The sequence below is a fragment of the Streptomyces sp. NPDC059534 genome (assembly GCF_042743475.1).
Lineage (GTDB): Bacteria > Actinomycetota > Actinomycetes > Streptomycetales > Streptomycetaceae > Streptomyces.
This window is the reverse complement of the sequence record NZ_JBHWAQ010000040.1, coordinates 1-19,978: the sequence shown is the minus strand read 5'-3', so window position 1 is coordinate 19,978 and position 19,978 is coordinate 1. Positions and strand designations below refer to the sequence as shown.

Here is a 19,978-nt window from a genome sequence, read left to right as displayed (position 1 = left end):
GCCGGGGGGTGAGAGTGGAAGCATCGGTCTCCACGACGCACGTCAGCGCGCGCGACGGCTTCGAATGGTGGGCGCGGATGGTCGGCGACGCCGTCATGCCGGTGTCGATCACCAGCCCGTACGCCGACCGCTTCCAGGGCTCCGCCACCGCGATCGGGCTGGGCGACACCGACCTCTCCACGTTCACGTTCTCCCCGATGTCCGCGCAGCGCGCGGCCGCCGACATCCGGCGCGCGGACCCGGAGCAGTACTTCCTCTTCGTCGTCCACGGCAGCCCCATCGGCATCGAGCAGCGCCGCAACAACTCCCTGCTCACCTCGGGGGACATGGCCCTCTTCGACTCGTCGCACCCGCTGAACTGCGAGTTCCACGACGAGGGACGGCTCTCGCGGGTCACTCTGCTGCGGCTGCCCCGGGGGGTCCTGCCGGTGCCGCAGGACCGGACGGACCGGCTGCTCGGCACCGCGCTCCCCGGCCGCACCGGCTCGGGGGCGCTGCTCGCCTCGTACCTGAACGGGCTCCGCGCCCAGGCCGAGCGGTGCGAACCCGCGGAGCTGAACCGTCTGGGCGGCATCGCGCTCGACCTCACCGCCGCCTTCCTGGCCGCCGCGAGCGACAGCCCGGCGCCGCTGCCCGCCGAGACCCGGCAGCAGGTACTGCGCGCCCGCGTCCGTGCCTTCATCGACCACAACCTGCCCGATCCCGGGCTCGGCCCGGCGGCCGTCGCGGCCCACCACCACATCTCCGTACGCCTGCTCCACCGGCTCTTCCGCGACGAGCCCGAGACGGTCGGCGCCACGATCCGGCGGCTCCGCCTCGAACGCAGCCGCGCCGACCTCGCCGACCCGGCCCACGGCCACCGCGGGATCGGCGAGATCGCGATCCGCTGGGGCTTCCGGCACCAGGCGGATTTCAGCCGCGCCTTCCGCCGGGCGTACGGCATGGCACCGAGCGACATCCGGCGCGGCAGCCGCTGAGCCCGGGAGCCGCTGCCCCGGAGGATGCGGGGACGGGGGCCACCGGGCCACGGGGAGACGCCGAAGGGCCCGGCATCGACGAGGTGCGATGCCGGGCCCTTCGTACCGCTCGTGCGGCGAGGTGTCAGAGCTTCTCGATGACGTAGTCGATGCAGGCCGTCAGCGCCCGCACGTCCGCCGGGTCGATCGCCGGGAACATCGCGACGCGCAGCTGGTTGCGGCCGAGCTTGCGGTACGGCTCGGTGTCGACGATCCCGTTGGCGCGCAGCACCTTGGCGATCGCCGCGGCGTCGATCTCGTCCGCGAAGTCGATCGTGCCGATGACCTGCGAGCGCTTCGCCGCGTCCGTCACGAACGCCGACGCGTACTTGGACTCCTCGGCCCAGCCGTACAGCGCGTCCGAGGACTCCTTCGTCCGGGCGACGGCCCAGTCGAGACCGCCCTGGCCGTTGATCCACTTCAGCTGCTCGTTGAGCAGGAAGAGGGTCGACAGCGCCGGGGTGTTGTACGTCTGGTTCTTCAGCGAGTTGTCGATCGCCGTCGGCAGCGAGAAGAACTCGGGGATGTGCCGGCCGGAGGCGTGCACGCGGGCGGCGCGCTCCAGGGCGGCCGGCGAGAACGCCGCGAGCCACAGGCCGCCCTCGGCGGCGAAGGACTTCTGCGGGGCGAAGTAGTAGACGTCCGTCTCGGTGATGTCGACCGGGAGGCCACCCGCACCGGAGGTCGCGTCGACCAGGACGAGCGCACCCTCGTCGGCGCCCGCGACCCGCTTGATCGGGGCGGCGACACCGGTGGAGGTCTCGTTGTGGGTGTACGCGTAGACGTCGACGCCCGCCTCGGCCACCGGCTCCGGGTGCGTGCCCGGGTCGGAGGAGATCACGGTCGGCTCGGCGAGCCACGGCGCCAGCTTGGCGGCCTTCGCGAACTTGGACGAGAACTCGCCGAAGGTCAGGTGCTGCGACTTGTTCTCGATCAGACCGTGGGTCGCGACGTCCCAGAAGGCGGTGGAGCCGCCGTTGCCCAGGATCACCTCGTAGCCCTCGGGCAGCGAGAAGAGGTCGCTGATGCCGGTACGTACCTCGCCGACCAGGTTCTTGACCGGAGCCTGGCGGTGGGAGGTGCCGAGGAGAGAGGTGCCGGTGGCGGCCAGGGCGTCCAGCGCCTCCGTACGCACCTTGGAGGGGCCCGCGCCGAAACGGCCGTCGGCGGGCTTGATGTCAGCGGGAATCTGGATATCAGCCACGAGGCGGAGAGTATCGGGTCGGGAAGGGGCCGGTCGCCCGATGTCCGCCGGATGAGACGAGGACTGAGACATCCTGGCCTTGTGGGAACACACCAGGAACACGCGTCCGGACTCGCCGCCGACCTGCGCGCCGCCGTCGCCGGAGACGTCGACTTCTCCGCCGCGGCCAGGGCCCTGACCACCATGGACGCCTCCAACTACCGCCGCGTGCCCGCCGGTACGGTCGCGCCGCGCGACGCGGACGACCTCGCGGCGATCCTGGAGGTGTGCCGGGCGCACGACGCCACCCCCGTGGTCGCCCGCGGCGCCGGGACCTCGATCGGAGGCCAGGCGACCGGCACCGGCGTCGTGCTCGACCTCACACGGCACATGGGCGGCCTCGTCTCCCTCGACCCCGAGGAGCGGACCGCCGTCGTCCGGCCGGGGCTCGTCCTCGGCCGGCTGCGCGAGGCCGCCCGGCCGTACGGGCTGACCTTCGGCCCCGACCCGTCCACGCACAGCCGCTGCACCCTCGGCGGCATGATCGGCAACAACGCCTGCGGGGCGCACTCGGTCGCCTGGGGGACCACCGCGGACAACGTGCGCTCGCTCGACGTGATGACGTACCGGGGCGACCGGTTGACGCTCGGCCGCGACGGCCGGGGCGCGCCGCCCGGCCTCCGCGCCCTCGTCGACCGCCACCTGGCCCTGCTGCGCACCGGCTACCCCGCCGGGCTCCCGCGCCGGATCTCCGGCTACGCCCTCGACGCCCTGCTCCCCGAGCGGGGCGTCGACGTGGCCCGCTCCTTCTGCGGCAGCGAGGGCACGCTCGGCATCGTGACGGAGGCGACCGTACGGCTGGTCCCGCTGCCCGCCGAACCCGTCCTCGTCGTCCTCGGATACGCCGACGAGAGCGCGGCGGCGGACGCCGCGGCCGGCCTGCTGCCGCTGGGCCCGCTGACCGTGGAAGGCATGGCCGCGGACCTCGTGCGCGGAGCGGCGGGCCTGCCCCGGGGCGGGGCGTGGATGTTCTGCGAGGTCGACGGAGAGGGCGCGGCACGACGGCTCGTCCGGGCGGCGGACGCCGTGGACACCCTCGTCGTCCGGGACGCGGCCGGGCAGCGGGCCCTCTGGCGGATCCGCGAGGACGCCGCCGGCACGGCCACCCGGACGGCCGACGGAACCATGGCCTGGCCCGGCTGGGAGGACTGCGCCGTACCGCCGGCCCGCCTGGGCGCCTACCTCCGCGACTTCCGCGCCCTGCTGGCCGCATACGGCCTCCGGGGAGTCCCGTACGGGCACTTCGGCGACGGCTGCGTCCACATCCGCATCGACTTCGACCTGTGGACCGACCAGGGCGTCCGCCGCTTCCGCCGCTTCTCCGAGGCGACGGCCGACCTGGTGGTCGCCCACGGCGGCTCCCTCTCCGGCGAACACGGCGACGGGCAGGCACGCGCCGAACTGCTCCCCCGGATGTACGGGGAGGAGCTCGTCGGCCTCTTCGGCGCGGTGAAGGACCTGTGGGACCCGGACGGGGGCCTGAACCCGGGGATGCTCGTCCGGCCGAAGCCGCTGGACTCCGGACTGCGCCTCGAAGGACTCCGGGACCTCCCCGAACTTCCGCTCCTCCACCTCGGCCGCGAGGCCGCCCGCTGCGTCGGCGTGGCCAAATGCCGGGTCTCCGCACCGCTTTCCGGCCCCGGCGTCATGTGCCCGTCGTACCGGGCGACCGGCGAGGAGCGGCACTCCACCCGGGGCCGGGCACGGCTCCTGCACGAGATGGCGCTCGGCGAGGTGATCACCGACGGCTGGCGCTCGGAGGAGGTCCGCGAGGCCCTCGACCTCTGCCTCTCCTGCAAGGGCTGCCGCAGCGACTGCCCGGTCGGCGTCGACATGGCCGCGTACAAGGCCGAGTTCCTCGACCGCCACTACGCGGGCCTCACCGGCGCCTGGCGCCGGCCCCGCTCCCACTGGACGATGGGCCGCCTCCCGGCGTGGCTCGCGCACTTCGGGCGGGGGCTCAACGCCGCGATGGCCCTGCCGTTCGCCGCCCGGCTCGCCGGAGTCACCCCCGAGCGCACCATGCCGCGCGTGGCGGAACGGTCCTTCGCCTCCTGGTTCGCCGAACGCGCCTCCGCCCGCCCGCCGGCCCTCACCCTCTGGCCCGACACCTTCACCAACCACCTCGCCCCCCACGTCGGCCGCTCCGCCGTCCGCGTCCTGGAGGACGCCGGCCTCGGCATCGAACTCCCCCCGGGCCGCGTCTGCTGCGGCCTCACCTACGTCTCCACGGGACAACTGGACGCGGCCCGGCGGGTGATGCGGCGGACGCTGGACGTCATGGGGTCGGGTTCCTCGGGTGGTGCGGGGGCGGGTGCGGGTGCTTCGGGCGGGCCTGGTGGGGGGTCGGGTGCCTCGGGTGGGCCTGGTGGGGCGGCGGGTGCCTCGGGCCTCCTCGTCGCCGGTTCCGGTCGGGCGGACCGGCCCGTCGTCGTCCTCGAACCCTCCTGCGCCGCCACCCTCCGCACCGACCTGCCCGAACTGCTCCCCGACGATCCGAGAGCCGCCCGCCTCGCCGCGTCCGTCGTCACCTTCGCCGAAGCCCTGGAGACCCTCGCCCCCGACTGGACCCCGCCCCGCCTCGACCTCCCCGTCACCGGCCAGACCCACTGCCACCAGCACGCCGTCCTCGGCGACGCCGCCGACCGCCGCCTCCGCGCCCGCGCCGGCCTCACCGGCGACCTGGCGGACGGCTGCTGCGGCCTCGCCGGCAACTTCGGCTTCGAACCGGGCCACTACGAGGTGTCCGTCGCCTGCGCCGAGGACCGGCTCCTCCCCGCGCTGGCAGGCGCGCCCCCCGGCGCCGCCGTGCTGGCGGACGGCTTCTCCTGCCGCACCCAGATCGCCGACCTGACCGACACCCGCGGCCGCCACCTCGCGGAGCTGCTGGCGGAGGGCCTGGAGAACGGCCCGACCCCCCGGAGGTGAGTTACTGGTAGGCCGTACGGGCGACGCGAAGGGAACACCGTGACGGATACGAGCCGGGGGGCCGTCGAGCACGACGTCTGGACGTGGCAGCACCCGCTGCCGCTCAAGTACGTGCTGGTCAGCGAGGAATGGGACGGCGAACGGATCGTCTGGGCGCACTGCGCCGACGCCGACGGCCTCTTCGTCGCCCCCTCCCCGCGCCGGGAGCGGCTCACCCTCACGGCCTGCGCCCCGACCGGTCGTCTGCGCAAGGCCGTCGAACGCCTCCGCCGGGACGGCCCCGTCGACCTCGGCGCGCTCTCCCTCGCCGTCGACGACGACGGAGGCGGCGGCGACTACTGGGAACTGACGGACGCCGTCATACTCGACCACACCCCGTCGACCCCCTCCCTTCCCGAAGCGACCGCCTCTCTTCCCGAAGCGGCCCCCGTCGCCCCCGTCGACCCCGTCGACCCCGTGGACTTCGTCGACCTCGTCATCGAGGCCGAGGTCCACGGCCCGGCCCGGCAGCGCACCGAGCCCGCGGACGTCCGGTGGCTGCTGCTCAACGGCCCGGGCGGCTCGCACATGGGCGACTGCGGCCGGATCGATGGCCTGTACGTCGACCGCCCCCACCCCAGGCGGCCTCCCCTGCGACTCATCGGGTGCCGACCCGGCGAACGGCTCCTGCGCCGACTGGTCCACCCCCGCGCCGACGGCGACCACGTCACCCTGCTCGCCGTCGACCGGTCGGGCCGCGTGATGCGATCCCGGGAACACCTGACCCTGGAACCCGTCGCCACCCGCCCCTCCGTACTCGACCCGACCCTCGTGGACCTGTGGCTCCGTGAAGGCCCCCGCGACCGGCCCGCACCGGCGGTCCGCCCGGTGTGGGACGCCTGGTTCGAGGGACCACCGACCGAGCCGGGCTCATGGACCGCGTTCCCGCCCGAGGGCCGGGCCGAGTGGGCCGCCTTCGCCGCCGAGCGCCAGGACGCCGGCCGCCCCCTGCCGGACCCCGTCCGCCACCTCGACGGCCGCCACGTCACCGACGTCCACGGCCTGACCTGCGCGCTGGGCGAGGCGTTCGCGGGCCCCGGCGGCCACTACCACCAGTGCTGGGCCGCCCTCCGCGGCTGCCGGTGCGGCGGCGAACGCCCGCCCACCCCCTTCACCCTCGTCTGGCACCACTCCGACATCGCCCGCCGCGCCCTCGCCCCCCTGAGCGTGGACACCGCGGGCGACACCCCGTACTTCGACGCCGTCCTCCAGCTGCTCACCCGCGTCGGCATCACCGTCCGACTCCGCTGAGGTCGCGGCAACTCCCGTGGTGCGAGAGGGAGTCCCGATCGCTCGATGGACGGAGCGGTCCCCTTTCCCGTACGACCGGCTCGTCCTGCGCGAGCGGGAACCCGGCGACGTCACCGCCGTCCATGGCGTCCACGGCAACCACGGCGTCCACGGCTCCGCGAGAGGGGCGCTCGGAGGGAGGGGCTCACGCCCCGCTGACGATGTCGCGGGCCATCGCGACCAGCGCGCCCGTCGCCGGGTGCGCGAACGCGTCCCGCCAGGCCAGCACCACCGGCAGCGCGGGGGCGTCCGTCATCGGGCGGTAGGCGACGCCCGGATGCGGGTGGAGCGCGGCGGTGGAGGCGGAGGAGACGCCGATGCCGCGGCCCGCGGCGATCGCGGTGAGCCAGTCGTCGGTGTTCGCGACGGTCAGCGTCGCCGCCGGGCGGGCGGCGGACGGCCAGAGCGCGAGGGTCGTCGTGCCGGAGACGGTGTTGAGGACCACGGTCTCGCCGGTGAGGTCCCCGAGCGCCAGCCGGGGCCGGTCGGCGAGCGGACTGTCGGCCGGCAGCGCGGCGACCCGCTCCTCCGAGGCCAGTTCCTCGGTCACCAGACCCGGCGCGTCGACCGCGCCCCTGAGCAGCGCCGCGTCGACCTCGCCCCGGGCGAGGCCGGCGGTGCGGTCGTCGATCCGGAGCAGTTCGAGCGGCGTCTCGGGGTGTTCACGCTGCCAGCGCCGGAGCAGGGGAGTGGTGTACGGCCCGAAGGCCGACCAGGCGTGCCCGAGGCGCAGCGGCCGGTGGCGCAGCCTCGCCGGGTCGACGGCGGCCTCGAAGGCGGCGAGTGCGGCCGCGGCCCTCTCCTGGAACGCCCGGCCCTCGGCCGTGAGCGCCAGATGGTGGGTCGAGCGGTCGACGAGCCGTGCGCCGAGGTGCTGTTCGAGGGCGGCGAGCGTCCGGGAGACGGCGGGCTGTGTGAGGTGAAGCCGCACCGCCGCCCTCGTCAGGCTGGACTCCTCGGCGATGGCGAGGAAGCAGCGGAGGTGACGCAGCTCGATGCTCATGCGTCCGGAGCATAACCGCAGCCCAATCGGCATTTCCGCTGCCGCGCGGGGGCTCGTAGCGTGGCTGGTGTCGGGGGAGGGGGAATCACGACGACAGCCTCCCGGCCGGTGCATTATTCTGGACTTACAGTTCAGTTTCATGGACCGCTTGGTCGGGTGAAGCAGCCGTAGCGGGTGCGCAGGAGAAGGAGGAGCCGGTGGACAGTCCGGTCAAGGACGCGGCCGTCGCGGCTGCCCCGGCCGTCGGGCAGACGGGGCCGGACGGCGCTGTGGCCGGAGCCGGATCGCCGGGCGCTGGTGCCGGAGCCGGTGCCGGCTCGCAGGGCGCTGATGTCGGAGCCGGGGCGCATGGTGCCGCCGCCGACGCCGGGCCGCGGCGCGCCGCCATCGGGCGGGGGATCGCGGGCCACCGCCTCGGGCCCGTCGCGCTCGTCGTCGCGGGCGGGCTCTCCGTGCAGTTCGGCTCCGCCGTCGCCGTCCTGCTCATGCCGCGCGCCGGCGCCCTCGGGGTCGTCACCCTGCGGCTCGTCCTCGCCGCCGCGGTGCTGCTGATCGTCTGCCGGCCCAAGGTCCGCGGTTACGGCCGCGCCGACTGGGGCACGGTCCTCGCCTTCGGCGCCGCCATGGCCGGGATGAACATCCTCTTCTACCAGGCCGCCGACCGGATACCGCTGGGCGCCGCCGTGACCCTGGAGGTCCTCGGCCCGCTGATCCTCTCGGTCGTCGCCTCGCGCCGGCTCGTGAACCTGCTCTGGGCCGGGCTCGCGCTCGGCGGCGTCGTCCTGCTCGGCGGCGGCGGCTTCGACCGCCTCGATCCGGTGGGAGCCGCGTTCGCGCTCGCCGCGGGCGTCATGTGGGCGACGTACATCGTCTTCAGCGCCCGTACCGGCCGCCGCTTCCCGCAGGCCGACGGGCTCGCGCTCGCCATGGCCTTCGGCGCGGTCCTCAGCCTGCCCTTCGGCATCGTGGAGGCGGGCGACAAGCTCCTCGTACCGTCGACGATCGGCCTCGGGCTCTGCGTGGCCCTGATGTCCTCCGTCCTCCCCTACACCCTCGAACTCCTCGCTCTCCGCCGGCTCCCCGCCCCCACGTTCGCCATCCTGATGAGCCTCGAACCGGCCATCGCCGCCACCGCCGGCTTCCTCATCCTCAGCCAGGCCCTCTCCGTCCTCGACGCCCTGGCCATCGCCCTCGTCATCGCCGCCAGCATGGGCGCCGTACGCACCCAGACCCGCCGCCGCGCACCCTAGGGCCTGCCGTCACATTCCCGTCTGCCCCGCGACGCCTGGCCCTAGGGCCTCCCGGCCTTCCGCGCGCCTCGAAGCCCCGGCCCAACGGCCGGGGCTTCGTCGTCGCCGAGCCCGGCCCGGAGGGCCCGGGTCCGGAACGCGCCCCGGTCTCCGTGCCGCGCTCCCCGCCTAGACTCCCCGCATGATCGCCACGCTGCAGTGCCTCGTGCTCGACTGCTCCGCGCCCCGGGAACTCGCGGAGTTCTACCGGGCGGTGCTCGGCGGGGAGGTGGACCGGCCGGATCCCCGCTGGTCCCTCGGCGAGGGGTGGTCGACGCTGCACGTCCCCGGCGGGCCGGTCCTCTGTTTCCAGGGCGTGGCGGACCATCGCCCGCCGACCTGGCCGGATCCGGAGCGCCCGCAGCAGTCCCATCTCGACTTCGGGGTCGCCGACCTGGACGCGGCGCAGGAGCGGGTCCTCGCGTGCGGCGCGAGCCTCCTCGACGACGGGGCGGGGACGCGGAGCTGGCGGGTGTACGCGGATCCGGCGGGTCATCCGTTCTGCCTGGTCAGGGAGTGACCCGATCCGATCGATGGTTGGCCCTCGGACGATGGAGCGGGGGGCGGCCGGTGGGGATCATGGGGGTGTCGCCAGTCGTGTGAGGGAAGGGGGGCCGGTCGTGGCTCTGGAGATGAGGGACCGGTGCGAGCGCTGCGGGACGGCGGAGCTGACGCCGGACGGGCCGGCGCGGATCTGCTCGTACGAGTGCAGCTTCTGTGTGCCGTGCGCGGACGCGATGGAGGACGTCTGTCCCAACTGCGGGGGTGAACTCGTACCGCGTCCGCGTCGGGTCGCCGCTTAGGCGGATCGGCTTCCCCGCTGGTCGGGCGGGGGGTGGGTGCGGGCGTCCATCAGGGTCCCTGATGATAGTTGATACCTTCGCGAAGGTTTTTATTTCATGGGTGCATGACCGCATCCACCAGCTCCACTCCGGAGCCGGCAGCACTGCCGGCTCGTTCGGGGGCCTACCCGGACGGCAGGACCCCCCTCGCTGACGCCGTACTGGCAGTGGCCCGACGGGACATCGCCACGTTCCACGCGCTGCCGCTGTCGCACGGCCGGTCTATCCGCGACTCCCACATGCGGGGGACCTACGAGGCGCTGTTCGGCGTCGCGCAGCTCGCGGCCGACGTGTCGTACAGCGGTACGATGCTCGACTCGTTCTTCCGGCCGCGAGGCCCGCTCCGGGAGGCGCAGCGCCTCGCCGCGCACAGCTTCGGCGCCGACGCGACGTTCTTCCTCTCGGCCGGCACCAGCACCGCCAACCGGGTCGCGCTCACCGCGCTGACGCAGCCCGGCTCCCGGGTGCTCGCGGACCGCTCCTGCCACCAGTCGGTGCACTTCGCGCTCAACTCGCTCGGCGTCGAGGTCGCGTACGCCCCGATGCAGCGCTGCTGCGACGACTGCCCGCGGACGTACGCGGACCTGCCCCGGCTCCTGGAGATGTTCCGGGCCGCGGCCGTCGAGGGGCGGCCGTTCGACACCGTCGTCCTGTCGGCCGTCTCGTACGACGGGGTCCGCTACGACCTGCCGACCGTCCTCGCCGAACTCGCCGCCGTCCACCCCGGGGTCGCGGTCCTGGTCGACGAGGCGTGGGGGGCGGCGCACCGCTTCCACCCCCGGCTCCGCCCGCTCACCGCGCTCCACGCCGTCGAGACGCTGCGCGCCGCCGACCCCCGCCTCGCGATGAACGTCGCCGTCACGCACTCCGCGCACAAGTCGATGTCGGCGCTGCGCCAGGGCTCGTACCTGCACCTCATCGGCGACGGAGAGGCCCAGGAGCGCACCGCGCAGGCCCTGTTCCAGCACCACACCACCTCGCCGAGCTGGCCCGTCCTCGCCAGCCTCGACCTGGCCCGGCTCCAGGCCGAGACGGAGGGCGAGTCGCTCCTCGGCCGGTCGCTCGGTCTCGCCAGCACCCTGCGCGTCGAACTCGCGACCGACCCGCGGCTCTCCGCCTACCGACCCCTCGGACCCGACGGGCACCTCGTCGACGCCGCGCAGCTCGTCAGCGACGACCCCACCCGGGTCCTCGTCGACATCAGCGCCCTCGGCATCACCGCGGCGGACTTCCGCCGGATGCTCTTCGACGAGTACGCGCTGTACGTGGCCCGCGAAAGCGGCGACGCCGTCCTCTTCCACATCCACATCGGTGTGGACGAGGCGACCCTGCTGCGGCTGCTCGACGCCCTGCGCACCATCCAGCGCACCTATCGGAGCGCCTCCGCGGCGCTGGCCGCGGGCACGTCCGAGCACTTCATCATCGCGTACCCGCCCGGCATCCCGATCACCGTGCCCGGCGAGAAGCTCTGCGAGCGCACGCTCAGTCAGATCGACTCCCTGCGTTCCAGCGGCTGCGAGATCTACACGCTGCGGAACCCGACCGTGTCGGTCGGCGAGCCGGCCGCCCACGCGCCCGCCGCCACGGGTCCGGCCGTCACGGGTCCCGCCGGTCACGTCACCGGTCCCGGCACCGGTCACGTCACCGGATCGGTCACCGCGTCCGGGTCCGTACCCGTACCCGTACCCGCATCCGTCGCCGGCTCCGTCACCGCCGAGCGCTTCGCCGCGGCCACGACCGCCGAGCGTCTCGCCGGTACCGCCTCCGCCGTCTCGGCCGCCGGTACCACCGCGGCCACCGTCTCGGCCGCCGCCACCGCCGTCGTCACCAGCTGACCCGCCCGACTCCGAGGGAGAACACTTCCATGATCAAGATCGCGGACATCCGCAAGCACGCCGCCCGCTGGCCGCAGCGCGTCGCCGTCGTCGACGGCGAGACCCGTATGACCTGGGCGAGCTTCTCCGACAAGGTCGGCCGGGTGGCCTGTGCCATCCAGGACCTGCTGCCCGAGACCCGGCCCGCCCGTGCGGTGTTCCTCGCCGAGAACAGCTGGGAGCTGGTCGTCTCGATGGCCGCGGTCAGCTCGCTCGGCATCCCCTGCGTCGGCCTCGACTACACCGCCGGGCCCGTCGCGACCAAGGCGGCGCTCGACCAGCTGGAGCCCACGGTCGTCATCACCTCACGGGCCCACCGCGGGCTCGTGGAGGAGTGCGGCTGGCCGAACGGCCGGGACATACTCGACATATTCGTCGACAGCGAACCCGTGGGCCTGCCCGACGGGCAGACCGTGGCCGTCAGCTTCACCGACCTCCTCGTGTCGGCGCCCGGTGAACCGCAGCCGGTGGAGCAGCCGTTCGAGGCGTTCTCCTTCACGTCCGGCACGAGCGGCGTGCCGAAGATGGTCGTCCGGCGTACGTCCTTCGAGGCCCGCCGCTTCGCCGACCTCGTCGACCAGTACGCCTTCGACGAGGAGGACGTCCACCTCGTGACCGTGCCGCTCTACCACGCCTCCGGGCCGGGCTGGGCGCGAATCTTCCTCACCCTGGGCGGCACCGTCGTCCTCGGCCCGCACGACGACGCCGAGGAGCTGATCCGGATCATCCAGGAGGAGGGCGTCTCCACGACCCTGATGGTGCCGCCCGTCCTGGCCCGGGTCGTCGCCCACCCGAACTCGGAGCACCTGCACAAGACCTCGCGGCTGCACTTCGTCCTCTCCGGCGGCCGCCACCTCAACCGGTGGGTCGTCAACAACGCCTGGGACCGCCTCGGTCCGGTCCTCCACCTCTACTACGGGACCACCGAGACCGGCGTGAACGTCATGATCGGCCCCGAGGAGCTGCACGTGGCGCCCTGCCGCTCGGGCCGCCCCATGCCCGGCAACACCGTCGTCGTGCTCGATGCCGCCAACAAGCCGCTCCCGAAGGGCAGTCGGGGCCGGGTGGCGATCGCCAGCTACCAGCTGATGGACAGTTACGCGACGAGCGAGCCCGACTTCATGACGCTCGACTACGGCGGCCGCACCCAGCGGTTCCTGCTCACCGGCGACAGTGGGCTCGTCGACGAGGCGGGCCGGCTCGAACTGACCGGCCGCAACGACGGTGTGGCGAAGGCGGAGGCCGGCAAGCCGCTCGACGTCAACATCTTCGGCCTTGAGGCGGACCTGATGGACCTGCCCTGCGTCCGGGAGACCGCCGTCCTGCGAACGAACCTCCCCGGTGCGGGCGAGGTGCTCGTCGTGCCCTTCACCCCGGTCGCCCCGGAGCGCCAGGAGAGCGGCTACCGGGCGGTCAGCGCCGCCTGCGCCCGCCGCGTGCCGTGCCTCCCGGCGTACGTGGTCCCCGTCGACGCCATCCCGTACAGCCCGACCGGCAAGGTCCGGGCGGCCCAGCTCCTGGAGTCGGTGCTGCCCCTGCTCGACATCCGGCCCACGGAGCCGGACGAGGCCGCCCCGGCGGGCGAGGACCCCGTGCGCGAGGCCCAGCCGGTCGGGGTCTGATCCCCCTCCGCGGGGGCGCCGCGGCCGGGGTCCGATCCCCTTCCGCGGCCCCGCCCGCACCCCTTCCTCCCACACACGCCGTTCCCCCTCCCCTTCCCTCCTCCCCTTCCCTCCTCCCCTCCGTCCCTCCCCTCCCGGCCGGATCAGGCCCGACAGGAAGAGTCATGAACAGTCAGAACACGTACATGCGAGGCGTCCTTCTCTGCCTCCTGGCCACGGTGTCCTGGGGCGCGATGTTCCCCCTCATGGACTCCACGCTGAAGCACATCGACCCCTTCACCTTCACCTGCATGCGGTACGCGATCGCCGGCGCGATGTTCCTCGTCTTCCTCCGGGTCCGCGAGGGGCGGGAGGGGCTGCGTCTGAAGGGCGAACGCATCGGGCTGGCCTGGCTGTTCGGCACGGCCGGCTTCGCGGGCTTCCAGTTCCTCGTCTTCTTCGGCCAGGACCTCATCGGCGAGCGGGGCGCGCTCAACGCCTCGATCATGATGGCGACCATGCCGATGATGGGCTTCCTGGTGAACTGGGTGCTGAAGAAGGTCGTGCCGCCGAAGGCGTCGCTCGCCTTCATCGCGATGTCCTTCGTCGGCACGATCCTCGTCGTCTCCGACGGTGACATCGGTTCGCTGATCGCCTCCCCGAAGGAGGCCGGCGCCGACGCCCTGCTGCTCTTCGCCGCGCTGTGCTGGGTGGTCTACACGTCGGGTGCGAGCTTCTTCCCGACGTGGTCCCCGATCAAGTACACGGCGATCACCACGGCCCTCGGTCTCGCCAGCGCCACCGTCATCACGGCGGTCATCCTGGCGGCCGGCGGCGTGCCCGTCCCGACGGCGGGCGCCGTGGGCACGATCCTGCCCCAGCTCGCCTACATGAGCGTCATCGCCGGCTTCGTCGGCGTCCTCGGCTGGAACTTCGGCAACCGCTACCTCGGCCCGCTCAACGGCGTCCTCTTCATGGACGTCGTGCCGATCACGGCCTTCGTCATCTCGGCCCTGACCGGTGTGGTCCCGGCCGGTGTGCAGATCGTCGGCGCGTCCCTGACGGCGGCGGCGCTGGTCTTCAACAACCTGTATCTGCGGCGCGTCGCGGCCAAGGCCGCCGCGGTCCCGGCTTCCGCGACCGCCGCGACGCCGGTCTCGGGTTCCGCCTCGGCGCCGGGTTCGGCTTCCGGTTCGGGTTCCGCCGCAGGTTCCGGTTCGGGCTCCGGTTCGGGTTCCGCTTCGGCTCAGGCGCCGGTCGCCTCGGGCAGCAGGTCCTGATCCGTCGTACGCACTCAGCGTGGCCTCCCACCTCGGTGGGGGGCCACGCCGTTTTCCGGACGTCCGCCTCTCCGGGTGCTGCTCATCGCGGCCGCGCGGCCGGTCAGGCGTGCAGCCCGTCGAGGAGGACGCTCCGCATCTCCGCGTACCGCTCGGGGAGGTCCTTGCGCCGGCTGAGGACGTCGGAGATGTGCTGCATGCCGAAGAAGGCGGAGACCAGGACGCGGGCCGCCGCGCGGGGTTCCACTCCCTCGCGCAGTTCGCCCGCGTCCCGGGCTTCCGTGATCAGCCGGGAGAGGTAGTCCTCCCAGCCCACGTACGGCTCGGGGAGTTCGGCGTCGATGAGGGCCCGCTCGATCTGGAGCCGGGCGCCGGCCTGGACGACGATGTCCCGCGCGAACGCCGCGGTGACCGTGTCCAGTACGGCGACGAGCGTGTCGAACGGCTTCTCGTGGGCGCCCTCGGCGCCCTTGAGGATCTCGGGCCAGCGGGCGTAGTGCTCCTGGACGACCGCGACGGCGAGGGCCTCCTTGTTCGTGTAGTGGAAGTACACCGCCCCCTTGGTCATGGCGGCGCGTTCGGCCACGTCCTGCAGGGTGACCGTCGCGTAGCCGCGCTCCGCGAAGAGCTCGGCCGCCGACTGGAGGATGTGCACCTTCGTGCGCCGGGCGCGCTCTTGCTTCGGTTCGCTCCGGGGTGTCGCCATGCCTGTCCGCCTCTCTCGTGCCTATGCCTTGCAATATACATTCTCGAAGGTATATTTCTTGCTGTCGGGGGACGGCCAGGTCCCCCGTCGCCACGATGATTCACCTTGAGGGGGAAAAGGATGTCCATCGGTGTGCTGCAGACCATGCCGTCTTTCGGGTCGATCGACCCGCTGGAGGCACTCGGGACCCTGGAATCGCTGGAGTCCCTCATACGGGAGGCCAAGGACGGGCTCAGCTTCGACCGCACCATCTCCCGCCGGCTCGTGCACCGCGCCTCGGTGACGGAGGTCTTCCTCACCGACTCGGTCGTCGCCGGCGCGGACCGGTTCCTGGTCGGCGCCCAACTGCCCCGCAACCACGCCCTGTACCGCCCGGAGGAGACCGGGCAGTGCGACTTCATGCTGCTCGTCGAGACCGTACGGCAGGCCGGGATCTTCCTGAGCCACCGCTACCACGACGTGCCGCTCGGCCACCACTTCATCTTCAAGGCGCTGTCGCTGCACATCGGCGACCCGGCCGCCCTCCGGGTCGGCAGCGGTCCGCTCGCGATCGCGCTCGACGTGAAGGTCGTGACCCCGGCCGGGACGCGCAACCCGCGCCGCTTCGACGCCCGCTTCGACATGGTGATCGAGGTCGGCGGCCGCGAGTGCGCCCGCGCCTCCGCCGGGGTCGTCGTCATCGACGGCATCCGCTACGGACGGCTGCGGCAGCGCGGACGCCTCGCGGAGACGACGGCCAGGGGCACGGCGGAGACGACGGCCAAGGGCGCGGCGGAGACCACGGCCAGGGGCGCGGTGGGCGCGGGCCGGGACGCGCAGGGAGCCCAGGGCGGCCGGCCCGGGGCGGCCGGCCGGGCCGGCTCGCCGCACGGAGAGCAGGGGGGCGCCGCCGGATCGCGGGGCGTGCTGCGCTCCGTGGCGGATTCCGGCACGAAGGCCCGGCCGGCCGGTACGGGGGAGTGGCGGCTGCACGTGGACCCCACGCACCCCGGCTACTTCGAGCACCCCTCGGACCACGTGCCCGGGATGCTGCTCCTGGAGTCCTTCCGGCAGGCCGCCGCGCTGGTGGCCGCCGACGGGAGCGCGCTGACTTCCATGGAGGCCGAGTTCGCCGTCTTCGGCGAGCTGGCCGAGCCGGTCAAGGTCCACGCCACGCGGGCGGAGGGCGGCCGGATCCGGCTGTCGGCGACACAGCGCGGACGGCTCCTCGCCACGGCCGGGGCCCGCTGCGCGTGAGGGCGTGGCGGCACGTTCAGGGCATGTACGGACGAGCGTAGAGAGGAAGAGGAATGGAACTCCAGCACTTACGGGCCTTCCGCGAAGTGGCCCGAGAACTCAGCTTCACCCGCGCGGCGCACAACCTGCACTACTCCCAGCCCGCGGTCACCGCGCAGATCAAGGGCCTGGAAGAGGACATGGGGGCATCGCTCTTCCAGCGGCGCGGCAACCGTTCCGTGGAGCTGACGCCGGCCGGGGCGCGCCTGCGTCCGCTCGCGGAACAGATCCTCGACCTGGTCGAGACGGCGCAGGACGAGATCGCCTGCCCGGGCGCCGGGCGCACGAAGGCCGGCCGGACCGGCGGCGAACGGCGCCTGGGCTCCCTCGCCGGAGGCGTCCGGCTCGGGGAGAGAGGGGGGCGGGAATGACCATCGCCGCCACCCGGGCCGCGTTCTTCGACGTGGACGAGACCCTGATCACCTGCAAGAGCATGGCCTGTGTCCTCGCCCGCTTCTGGGGCCGAGGCGAGGTGGCCGCCCGCAGACTCGCCGCGGCGCGCGCCTCGTTGCAGGCGCAGATCGGCGCGGGTGTGCCCCGCGAGCAGGTGAACCGTTCCTTCTTCCGCTTCCTCGCCGGCAGCCGCCTCGACGAGCTGGAGGCGTGCGGCCAGGAGTGGTACGAGAAGGCCCGCACCGGCGGCCTCGTCCACACCCCTGTGTACGACGCGCTGCGGCGCCACGCGAACGCCGGCGACCTGATCGTCCTCGTCTCCGGGGCCTTCTCCGCCTGCCTTGACCCGCTGGCCCGCGAGGTCGGCGCGGACCTCGTCGTCTGCACCGTGCCCGAGGTGGACTCACAGGGCCTGCTGACCGGGGAGCTGAGCGGTCCGGCCATGATCGGCGAGGCCAAGGCCGAGGCCGCGCGCGGGATCATGACGGCGTTCGACCTCGCTCCCGGGGACTGCTTCGCGTACGCCGACGACGACAGCGACCTCCCCCTGCTCCGCGCGGTCGGCCACCCGGTCCTCGTCGGCGACGGACCGGTCTCCGCCCCGCTCGTGGAGACCGCCACCTGGTCCTGGCTGCCCGGCCCGGCCCCCGCCCCTTCCGCCCGGCCCGCCCCACCCCCGGCGGCACGGACGACGGCGCCACCGCCGAGCGCGCGGAGTGCCACGGGCGGCCCCAGCGCGCGGAGTGCCACCGGCGCCACCAGTGCCGAAGGCGCCACCGGCGCCTTCGCGCCGCAGGCGGCCTGAGGCTCCGGCCTCCCGCCTCCCCCCCACGCTTGCGCGGCCGACCCAGGAAGCCCCGCCGCCACGGAGGCTCCGTCGGGCAGCGGTCGGGGAAGCCCGCCGCACGCCCGTCGGGCAGCGGCCGGGAAGCCCGCCGCACGTCACCTGACGGGACCCGAGCCGGTTTCACGCCGGGACCGAGCCGTTCGGAGACCTCGACCCGGAGACCCCGGAGGCGCCTTCGACCCGGAGCCCCCCCCGGAGACCCCGGAGGCGCCCTCGACCGGAGACCCGTACCGAATCCCGCCTCCCCCTACCCGGCTCCGGACCCCACTCCGGCTCCCGACCCCGATCCCGATCCCGTCCCGGATTCCGTCCCTGGTCCCGATCCGGAGAGGGACGGTTCCAAGATGTCCCAGACCTCGCTCACGAGGGCGGCGGGGTCGGCGGTGTCCGTTGCCGTGACGACGGCGGGGGCGCCGACGAGGAGGGCGACGGCGAGCCGGGCGAGGAGTTCGGCGGGGTGGGTGGTGGAGACGGAGCCGTCCTTCTGGCCCTTGCGGACGAGGAGCGCCACGACGCCGCAGAGGTTGCCGAGGTGGACGGGGGTGGTTCCGTCGGCGCGGGCGGCGTCCATGACCAGACGGAGGCCGGCGGCGAAGGGGAGGTCCTCGTACACGCGGTGGGCGAGGCCGACGAGCAGGGTACGCAGGGTCGGCAGGGCCGTGCCCGTCTCCTCCGCCTCGCCGACGGCGGTGGCGAGGGTGTCGGCCCAGGAGGACTCGAAGGAGCGGGTCAGTTCGCCGGCGAGGTCCGCCTTGGACGAGAAGTGTCCGTAGAGGGCTCCCTTGGTCAGCCCGGTGCGGGCCGTGATGTCGGCGAGGTTCGTCCCCGCGAATCCGTGCAGGGCGAACTCGGCGGCTGCCGCGCCGAGCACCAGGTCATAGGTCATGCGGGCCCTGTCCTGTTGCCTCACCGAGCGTCCACCTTCCTTGCGCTGTCCACATGTCCGCCGAGGTTTCCATGACGGGTTCTCAGAAAATACCTTCTGGACCGAATCTTTTTCTACTCGCATCAGTACCGCCACTCAAGGAGTACGCGTCATGACAGTCGCCGAGACCTCCGTCGCCGAGGCCCCCCTCGCCGGGAGCCCCGCGTCCCTCGCCGCCGGATACCTCTACGCCGCCGCCGCGCGGCACGCCGAGGAGTCGGAGCGCGCCGGCCGGCTCCACCCCGAGGTCGTCGCGGCGATGACCTCCGCGGGCCTCGCCCGGCACTTCGTGCCCCGCCGCTGGGGCGGCACCGCCGGGACCTTCGCCGACGTGCTCGACGCGGTCGCCGGCGTGGGCACCGCCTGCGCCTCCACCGCCTGGTGCGCCGTCCTGTTCGCCGGCCACGCCCGCCTCGCCGCGCACCTTCCGGCCGAGGGTCAGCGGGAGTTGTGGGGCGACTCGCCCGACACGCGCATCGCGGCGGCGGTCGTCCCCCCGGCCGGCCGGCTCACCCGCTCGCCGGGAGGCTGGACCCTCTCGGGGGAGTGGGCCTTCGCCAGCGGCGTCGAGCACGCCGAATGGGTCCTCCTCGCCTCCCTCGACCACACCGACCCCGAGGCCCCGGCCTACCGGGTCCTCGCGGTGCCGCGCGAGCACGTCCGCATCCGCGAGACCTGGGACGCGGTCGGCCTGCGCGCCTCGGGCAGCCACAGCGTCTCGGTCGACGCGGTGTACGTACCCGAACACCGCACCTTCCTGCGGGAGCGGCTGCTCACCGGGGTCCCCGACGCGGACGCGGCCCCCTGCCACCGGGTGCCGTACCAGCTGGTCGCCGCCCTCCTCTTCGCCGCGCCCGCGCTCGGCGCCGCCCGCGGCGCGCTGGAGGCGTGGACGGTCCTCGTGGGGCTGCGCCGGCTCCCGGACGGGCGGCCGCTCACCGAGGACCCGGCCGTGCAGCAGACCCTGGCCCGCTGCTCCGCCGAGATCGACGCGGCCCGTCTGATGCTGGAGACCGCCGCCGCCCGCGCCGACCACCCGGCCGGGGGTCTGATGGACGCCGCCCTCAACCAGCGGGACGCCGCCGTCGCCGTCGACCTCCTCGCCGGCGCGGTGGAACGCCTCATGCGCACCGGCGGCGCGCGCGGTCTCATCGCGGGCGGCGGCCTGGAGCGCGCCTGGCGCGACATCCACGCGGTCGCCGCCCACGCCGCCCTCCAGCCCGCCCCTGCCGCCGCCGCCTACGCGGCGACCGTCTTCCCGTCAGGCCGCTGAGCCGGGGCGGTTCACTGAGCCGTACCGGACCGCTGACGCCGGGGCGGACCACTGAGGCCGGGGCCGGGCGCGGGGCACTGCGCCCGGGCGGAGCCGCTGGGCCCGGGCAGGGCTGCCGGCCCCCGGCCTCGGGCCCCCGGCCCCCGGCCTCGGG

At 73.9% G+C, this 19,978-nt stretch carries 17 protein-coding genes; 13 read left to right on the top strand and 4 right to left on the bottom strand.

The window, feature by feature from the left end; translation table 11 throughout:
* The first annotated feature begins 8 nt into the window (after window positions 1–8).
* Window positions 9–977 carry a helix-turn-helix domain-containing protein gene (locus ACFVZH_RS33230; RefSeq protein WP_384903260.1) on the top strand — a complete coding sequence of 323 codons (969 nt, stop codon included), beginning with the start codon at window positions 9–11 and terminating at the stop codon, window positions 975–977.
* A gap of 124 nt (window positions 978–1,101) precedes the next feature.
* Here the strand turns inward: ACFVZH_RS33230 and serC are convergent, their stop codons facing one another.
* Window positions 1,102–2,220: a phosphoserine transaminase gene (gene serC / locus ACFVZH_RS33225; RefSeq protein WP_384903258.1), complete on the bottom strand. Its 1,119-nt coding sequence runs from the start codon at window positions 2,218–2,220 to the stop codon at window positions 1,102–1,104.
* A 51-nt stretch (window positions 2,221–2,271) separates the two neighbouring features.
* Between serC and ACFVZH_RS33220 the strand changes: the two genes are divergently transcribed.
* Window positions 2,272–5,187, top strand: coding sequence for an FAD-binding and (Fe-S)-binding domain-containing protein (locus ACFVZH_RS33220; protein ID WP_384903257.1), 2,916 nt, complete (start codon window positions 2,272–2,274; stop codon window positions 5,185–5,187).
* A 39-nt stretch (window positions 5,188–5,226) separates the two neighbouring features.
* Window positions 5,227–6,477, top strand: a complete 1,251-nt coding sequence (locus ACFVZH_RS33215; RefSeq protein ID WP_384903255.1) for a hypothetical protein — start codon at window positions 5,227–5,229, stop codon at window positions 6,475–6,477.
* A gap of 184 nt (window positions 6,478–6,661) precedes the next feature.
* Here the strand turns inward: ACFVZH_RS33215 and ACFVZH_RS33210 are convergent, their stop codons facing one another.
* Window positions 6,662–7,519, bottom strand: coding sequence for a LysR family transcriptional regulator (locus ACFVZH_RS33210; protein ID WP_384903253.1), 858 nt, complete (start codon window positions 7,517–7,519; stop codon window positions 6,662–6,664).
* A gap of 386 nt (window positions 7,520–7,905) precedes the next feature.
* On the opposite strand from ACFVZH_RS33210, the gene ACFVZH_RS33205 reads away from it, so the two are divergent.
* From ACFVZH_RS33205 to ACFVZH_RS33180, 6 genes are all read left to right on the top strand, one after another.
* Window positions 7,906–8,769, top strand: a complete 864-nt coding sequence (locus tag ACFVZH_RS33205) for a DMT family transporter (RefSeq protein WP_384903321.1) — start codon at window positions 7,906–7,908, stop codon at window positions 8,767–8,769.
* A gap of 181 nt (window positions 8,770–8,950) precedes the next feature.
* Window positions 8,951–9,328 carry a VOC family protein gene (locus ACFVZH_RS33200; RefSeq protein ID WP_384903251.1) on the top strand — a complete coding sequence of 126 codons (378 nt, stop codon included), beginning with the start codon at window positions 8,951–8,953 and terminating at the stop codon, window positions 9,326–9,328.
* A 100-nt stretch (window positions 9,329–9,428) separates the two neighbouring features.
* Window positions 9,429–9,611, top strand: a complete 183-nt coding sequence (locus tag ACFVZH_RS33195; RefSeq protein ID WP_384903249.1) for a DUF1272 domain-containing protein — start codon at window positions 9,429–9,431, stop codon at window positions 9,609–9,611.
* Window positions 9,612–9,715: 104 nt separating this feature from the next.
* Window positions 9,716–11,485 carry an arginine decarboxylase gene (locus ACFVZH_RS33190; RefSeq protein ID WP_384903248.1) on the top strand — a complete coding sequence of 590 codons (1,770 nt, stop codon included), beginning with the start codon at window positions 9,716–9,718 and terminating at the stop codon, window positions 11,483–11,485.
* A gap of 29 nt (window positions 11,486–11,514) precedes the next feature.
* A complete protein-coding gene (locus ACFVZH_RS33185) occupies window positions 11,515–13,146 on the top strand; it encodes a class I adenylate-forming enzyme family protein (RefSeq protein ID WP_384903246.1) in 1,632 nt (543 codons plus the stop codon).
* Window positions 13,147–13,310: 164 nt separating this feature from the next.
* On the top strand, window positions 13,311–14,405 hold the full coding sequence (locus ACFVZH_RS33180) for a DMT family transporter (RefSeq protein WP_384903244.1): 1,095 nt from the start codon (window positions 13,311–13,313) through the stop codon (window positions 14,403–14,405).
* A 103-nt stretch (window positions 14,406–14,508) separates the two neighbouring features.
* Here the strand turns inward: ACFVZH_RS33180 and ACFVZH_RS33175 are convergent, their stop codons facing one another.
* On the bottom strand, window positions 14,509–15,111 hold the full coding sequence (locus ACFVZH_RS33175) for a ScbR family autoregulator-binding transcription factor (RefSeq protein ID WP_384903242.1): 603 nt from the start codon (window positions 15,109–15,111) through the stop codon (window positions 14,509–14,511).
* Window positions 15,112–15,231: 120 nt separating this feature from the next.
* Between ACFVZH_RS33175 and ACFVZH_RS33170 the strand changes: the two genes are divergently transcribed.
* The 3 genes from ACFVZH_RS33170 to ACFVZH_RS33160 are packed head-to-tail and all read left to right on the top strand — an operon-like array spanning window position 15,232 to window position 17,584.
* Window positions 15,232–16,347, top strand: coding sequence for an AfsA-related hotdog domain-containing protein (locus ACFVZH_RS33170; RefSeq protein ID WP_384903240.1), 1,116 nt, complete (start codon window positions 15,232–15,234; stop codon window positions 16,345–16,347).
* 53 nt (window positions 16,348–16,400) lie between these two features.
* Window positions 16,401–16,757 carry a LysR family transcriptional regulator gene (locus tag ACFVZH_RS33165; protein WP_384903238.1) on the top strand — a complete coding sequence of 119 codons (357 nt, stop codon included), beginning with the start codon at window positions 16,401–16,403 and terminating at the stop codon, window positions 16,755–16,757.
* Window positions 16,754–17,584 carry an HAD family hydrolase gene (locus ACFVZH_RS33160; protein ID WP_384903236.1) on the top strand — a complete coding sequence of 277 codons (831 nt, stop codon included), beginning with the start codon at window positions 16,754–16,756 and terminating at the stop codon, window positions 17,582–17,584. The genes ACFVZH_RS33165 and ACFVZH_RS33160 overlap by 4 nt, the downstream gene beginning before the upstream one ends.
* A 289-nt stretch (window positions 17,585–17,873) precedes the next feature.
* Here ACFVZH_RS33160 and ACFVZH_RS33155 read toward each other — a convergent pair whose 3' ends face one another.
* Window positions 17,874–18,512 carry a TetR family transcriptional regulator gene (locus ACFVZH_RS33155; RefSeq protein WP_384903234.1) on the bottom strand — a complete coding sequence of 213 codons (639 nt, stop codon included), beginning with the start codon at window positions 18,510–18,512 and terminating at the stop codon, window positions 17,874–17,876.
* A 151-nt stretch (window positions 18,513–18,663) separates the two neighbouring features.
* Here ACFVZH_RS33155 and ACFVZH_RS33150 point away from each other — a divergent pair, with 151 nt between their 5' ends.
* Complete coding sequence (locus ACFVZH_RS33150) at window positions 18,664–19,824, top strand: acyl-CoA dehydrogenase family protein (RefSeq protein ID WP_384903232.1); 1,161 nt, start codon at window positions 18,664–18,666, stop codon at window positions 19,822–19,824.
* Window positions 19,825–19,978: the final 154 nt, after the last annotated feature.

What these genes read in the sequence shown, in the direction of transcription:
- ACFVZH_RS33150 (WP_384903232.1), top strand. Translation starts at nt 18,664, where the DNA reads ATGACAGTCGCCGAGACCTCCGTCGCCGAGGCCCCCCTCGCCGGGAGC.
- ACFVZH_RS33165 (WP_384903238.1), top strand. Translation starts at nt 16,401, where the DNA reads ATGGAACTCCAGCACTTACGGGCCTTCCGCGAAGTGGCCCGAGAACTC.
- ACFVZH_RS33220 (WP_384903257.1), top strand. Translation starts at nt 2,272, where the DNA reads ATGAGACGAGGACTGAGACATCCTGGCCTTGTGGGAACACACCAGGAA.
- ACFVZH_RS33185 (WP_384903246.1), top strand. Translation starts at nt 11,515, where the DNA reads ATGATCAAGATCGCGGACATCCGCAAGCACGCCGCCCGCTGGCCGCAG.
- ACFVZH_RS33190 (WP_384903248.1), top strand. Translation starts at nt 9,716, where the DNA reads ATGACCGCATCCACCAGCTCCACTCCGGAGCCGGCAGCACTGCCGGCT.
- ACFVZH_RS33210 (WP_384903253.1), bottom strand. Translation starts at nt 7,519, where the DNA reads ATGAGCATCGAGCTGCGTCACCTCCGCTGCTTCCTCGCCATCGCCGAG.
- ACFVZH_RS33170 (WP_384903240.1), top strand. Translation starts at nt 15,232, where the DNA reads ATGTCCATCGGTGTGCTGCAGACCATGCCGTCTTTCGGGTCGATCGAC.
- ACFVZH_RS33200 (WP_384903251.1), top strand. Translation starts at nt 8,951, where the DNA reads ATGATCGCCACGCTGCAGTGCCTCGTGCTCGACTGCTCCGCGCCCCGG.
- ACFVZH_RS33180 (WP_384903244.1), top strand. Translation starts at nt 13,311, where the DNA reads ATGAACAGTCAGAACACGTACATGCGAGGCGTCCTTCTCTGCCTCCTG.
- ACFVZH_RS33175 (WP_384903242.1), bottom strand. Translation starts at nt 15,111, where the DNA reads ATGGCGACACCCCGGAGCGAACCGAAGCAAGAGCGCGCCCGGCGCACG.
- ACFVZH_RS33160 (WP_384903236.1), top strand. Translation starts at nt 16,754, where the DNA reads ATGACCATCGCCGCCACCCGGGCCGCGTTCTTCGACGTGGACGAGACC.
- ACFVZH_RS33155 (WP_384903234.1), bottom strand. Translation starts at nt 18,512, where the DNA reads ATGACCTATGACCTGGTGCTCGGCGCGGCAGCCGCCGAGTTCGCCCTG.